Raw genomic sequence first — 4757 nt, 5'->3', positions numbered from 1 at the left:
AAAGGGGACGCCTACTTTTTTATTCCTAAAACAACTTGACAAAAGGTGTCATTTATGTTAGATTTTAGCCTACCGGAGGGAAAATTAAATAAGGAGGAAAATTAAATTTTGTCCCTCTATTTTACAGGGTAAATAGCTCTTTTGCCCTTTGACATATTTTAATATGGAAAGAAACGAATGAAACGGAGGTAATGACTTATAGAAATATAAGATCACAATACTGAAAACCGAAAGAAATTCAGAAAAAGGAGAAAGAAAGTGAAAGGCAAAATCTGTAATGCTTTGCTCGCCTTAATGCTAGTGCTGAGTTTCGGCCTAGTTGCGGCGACACCCGTTGCTGCAGATAGTCCTGCCATCCTCGAAGTGAGTAAATGGGCAGAACATGCAGCAAATCCTGTCTTTGATCCTGCGGAAAAAGCATACTATCCGAGTATCCTGTTCGACGGAACCACCTACGAAATGTGGTATGCCGAGGAAGCGGGATTGCGCTACACGACCTCCACCGATGGAGAAACGTGGGCGTCTGGGATTCCAGCAACCGGCTTAACGAATGCAAGCCATGCGCTTGTTGAGAAGATCAACGATAAATACATGATCTGGTACTGGGATACCGCAAAACTGTACAGTATTGACGCCATCAGACACGCCGAGTCGTCAGACGGAATCTCCTGGACAGAAGACCAGCCGATTACCGGCGACATAATCTCAGGCGTAGCTGGAGAATGGAATGGGGGCTCTTACGGTCCGATAGACCTTATTTACAATCCTACCGCCAGCAATACGGGTGAGAACCCGTTTGACTATTCTTTCGCGTTATACTTTGACGCGACTACTGGCGGCTTCGAAGAGATAGGTCTGGGCTATTCCTCAGACGGCGTAGACTGGCAACTTTACGGAAAAGTGTTGCCCAGAGGAAACGACGGTCCGTGGGGAAATACCGATGCATGGGACAGCTCCTACACCACCTTCGGTAGTGTCATAAAGGAATCTGACAGCGCCTGGCACATGTGGTATTCCGGCGGCCAAGAAGGAAGCAACGAAGGGATAGGCTACGCTTATTCTGCTGACGGATTAAACTGGACAAGAGGTGCCAACAATCCAATCATGCACAAGGACGACGGTGTGCCCTGGAGAAGCGAACGCACCTATACTCCAGTGCTGGTAAAAGACGGCGATACTTACAAGATGTGGTTTTCCGGCAAAGCTGACGGAAACTACGCCATTGGTTACGCTGCCAACGACAACATCAACGCAGACTATATCAGCATCCAGGACGCCATTGACGCTGCCGATCCCGGCGACGTCATCAAGGTAGCGGCTGGAAGATACGACGAAAGAATCGTTGTCGGAAAACCACTCACTCTGCGCGGAGCCACTTGGGACGTAAACAAGAACGGCTACGAAGTCCCGGCCAACTATGCCTGGGATGAAAACGTGGAGTCCATCCTCAACAATCCCGAGCCAACGCCCACAGGAACAGTGTCAGTCGTTCTCATCCAGGACACCAACGACGTTACTTTCGAAGGATTCATCGTCCAAAGTCTGAACGCTCCTCCCGGAAGCCAGAACGACATGCTGCTTACCATCAAGGCCCAGACCATGACGCTGAATAACATCAATATCAGAAACAGCGTCATCGGTCCCAATACCAACCTGGCTGACCAGGACGGGACAGCTGGCCGGATGGGGCTCTACATCAGCCTCAACCAATACCAGGAAGTTCCGTTCGGCCTGATCAACAGCAGCGTCACCGGCACCAAGATATTTGGCGCTGAAGGAAACGGCAACAATGTCTTTATCTGGGGATCTTACTACTCTTACGGCGCCAGGTATCCTAGCCCCATGGACGGGACGGTGTTCGAAGACTTCGAGAGCTATGGTTCCCACCGCTCAGGTTTTGAAACGGGCGGCGGCATCACCGGATTGACTCTCCGTAACGGCAAGGTCTACAACAACGGCGGCTACTACGGCACCTTCCACCCGGAAGACGCCGACAACTTGAAGTACGGCAACGGCCTGCTGTTCGTCCGTGGATCAAGCGACAGCGGCGAGCAAATCGGCTTAGGCCCCGAAAACATGACTGTGGACAATCTTGAGGTCTACGGCAACCAGAAGAACGGGGCATACCACGGCCCGGTCAACAAAGGCATTGACTACGTCAACTGCGACTTTCACGATAACGGCTGGGACGATATCCGCGTGGATCTCGAAGCCCACTTCAAGAATCCTGACTTCGAAGACGAAGACAGGGTCGGGTTCTTCGAGGCCAGCGAGGACTTCAACGTCCACTCTACCAGCCTTTCTGGCAGCGGCGGACATGCCATCCAAGTCATCGGCACACCGACAAACGGTTTCGTTGTCAACGCCATCAAGAACTGGTGGGGTACGGCAGTAGAAGCCGAAATACAGGCTCTTCTTAACGGAGCGGTTGCCTACGACCCATGGTATGCCGGCGGAGACATGTCACAACTGGTCTCCAACAAACCGGTAATCAACACTTCGCAGGAAACCTACCACGACACCATCCAGGAAGCCATCGAGGCTGCCAATGCCGGAGATACCATCCAGGTTACGGCGGGAACGTACGACGAAACCATCGTTGTTAACGACGCACTGGACAATCTGCTTCTGCAAGGAGCAGGACCCGAGGATACGGTTGTCACCGGCGGACTGAAGCTTGACACCACAGGCGGCGACCTGACAGGCTTATCCGTCTCGCAAATGGCCATTAAAGGCAATGCGGGAACATACGGCCCAGGGGTTACCGTCGGACACACCGGCTCAGGCTATGTCTACGATCTCAGTTTCGACTATGTTCTTCTGGACGGCCAGGGAACCGTTGGCATGGCTGCCTACATCAACCCCTTGGCTGGCAACTTCTCGTTCACCAACGGAGAAATAACCGGTTACGAGGATTGGGGCACTCTCTATCTCGGAGAAGCGACCCTGGATGCCGGCCCGGACGGACCCAGCCTTGCCACAGTTACCATCGAAGGCAATAACGTCCACGACAATAAAGGATCCAGCGTGGTTTACGGAAACAAGGACAACTTCACCGATCTCTTTGTTCTCCGGAACAACAGCGGCAGCAACAACGGAGGCCATGCCTGGTTCTGGGCAATCTTCGAACTGCGAAACGTTGACAACATCCAGGTTGAAGGAAACGATCTCGACGGCGCCCCGGTGGGAATGGAAGACTTCCACGGTGCCGCGCTCTACCTGACGAACGACAACAACGGCTTGTTCAGCGGTAATATCACTTACAATAACTTCACCAACAACTGGCAGGCCATATACGTTCATACGGGGGACATAAGCGGCCTCAGGGCAAACTTCAACAACTTCGTCAACAACGACAGCGATATCGATGCCCGGGGAGAAGGAGATCTGATCCCGACAGGCACCATGGACGCTACCAACAACTGGTGGGGGTCAAATCAGGGACCGGCCAACGTCTCAGAAAACGTTGACTACGATCCCTGGTTAATTCTCAGCGCCAGCGCTGATCCAGTCAGCATGGAAGCTGACGGCGCCTCAACATCTACAATCACCGCCGACTTAACCAAGAATTCTGACGGCGAGGACACTTCCGAGGCAGGAAACGTTGCTGACGGCCTGCAAATCAACTTCACTACGACCAAAGGCCTGATTACCGGAAGCGCTGAAACGGTCAGCGGCAAAGCAATTGCCACCCTGACCTCTTCAGAAACCGTGGAAACGGCCACAGTAAAGGCTTCCGCACCCCCCTATACTGCCAATGCTACTGCTAGCGCGGTAGTCTTCTTTACGGGAAGCGGGGTAACAGTGGAGCCCGAAAGCGTTAAGACGGAAACCACGCCAGAAGGCGAGGCAACTGTTGACGCCAAGACCGAGGCTGACACCACGGTTGAGAAGAAAGGCAGCGGCACGCCAACAGTCACCGTGGCCAAATACACGGATAATCCCGGTGACAGCGCGCCAACAGGATTCACGGCTACGGGAAACTACATCGATGTCTTTATAGACGACCCGACCGACGTGGAAGAGATCGAAATCAGGAACTACTATACTTCTGCTGATGTGACCGGCTTGACCGAATCAACCCTAAAGCTCAGCTGGTGGGACGGAACCACCTGGATTACATGTTCAGATTCAGGAGCCACTTATCCTGCCGGCGAGCCCGAATACAGAGGTTATGTCTGGGCAAAGATAAGAACTGATACTACGCCCACCCTGGCTGATCTGTCCGGCACTCCTTTTGCGCTTATCGGCCAAGCACCGCCTCCACCGCCCCCGCCAAGCTATGACGGAAGGGGAGGAATCCCGCCGTTAAGCACGAACCTTTTCGGGAAGACGAAGAGTTTCGGCATCAGCTATGCGGGCACGGTCCAGGCAGACATACAGGCAACTTCTGAAGACGGCAAGCTCACGGTAAGCATTTCCAAGGGGACCAAGGCTCTCAATAAATACGGCAGTCCTCTTTCCAGCCTGACTGGCAAACCGGACTCTTCTCCGGCGGAACTGCCCGAGAACAAAGTTTTCATCGGCACGGCTTACAGCTTCGGGCCCAACGGGGCCACTTTCCAGCCAGGGATAACGCTCACTTGGAGCTATGACCCGGATGCCCTGCCAGAGAACGTCAGCCCGGAGAACTTATTCATCGCTTACTTTGACGCCGAAACAGGAGAGTGGACAGACCTGGCCGGAAATATCGATGCGGCAAACAACCAGGTAAGTGCCAATGTTACGCACTTCACCACCTTTGCCCTCATCGGAAC

At 53.1% G+C, this 4757-nt stretch carries 1 protein-coding gene; it reads left to right on the top strand.

Going from position 1 to position 4757, the window contains the following annotated elements; genetic code table 11:
* Positions 1-258 precede the first annotated feature (258 nt).
* A partial coding sequence (locus PHI12_13535; protein MDD5511814.1) for a pectinesterase family protein occupies positions 259-4757 on the top strand: 4499 nt, incomplete at its 3' end.

This window comes from Dehalococcoidales bacterium (genome assembly GCA_028716225.1).
Lineage (GTDB): Bacteria > Chloroflexota > Dehalococcoidia > Dehalococcoidales > UBA5760 > UBA5760.
Note: the sequence above shows the minus strand (reverse complement) of the source record. Positions and strands in the feature narration are given on the sequence as shown.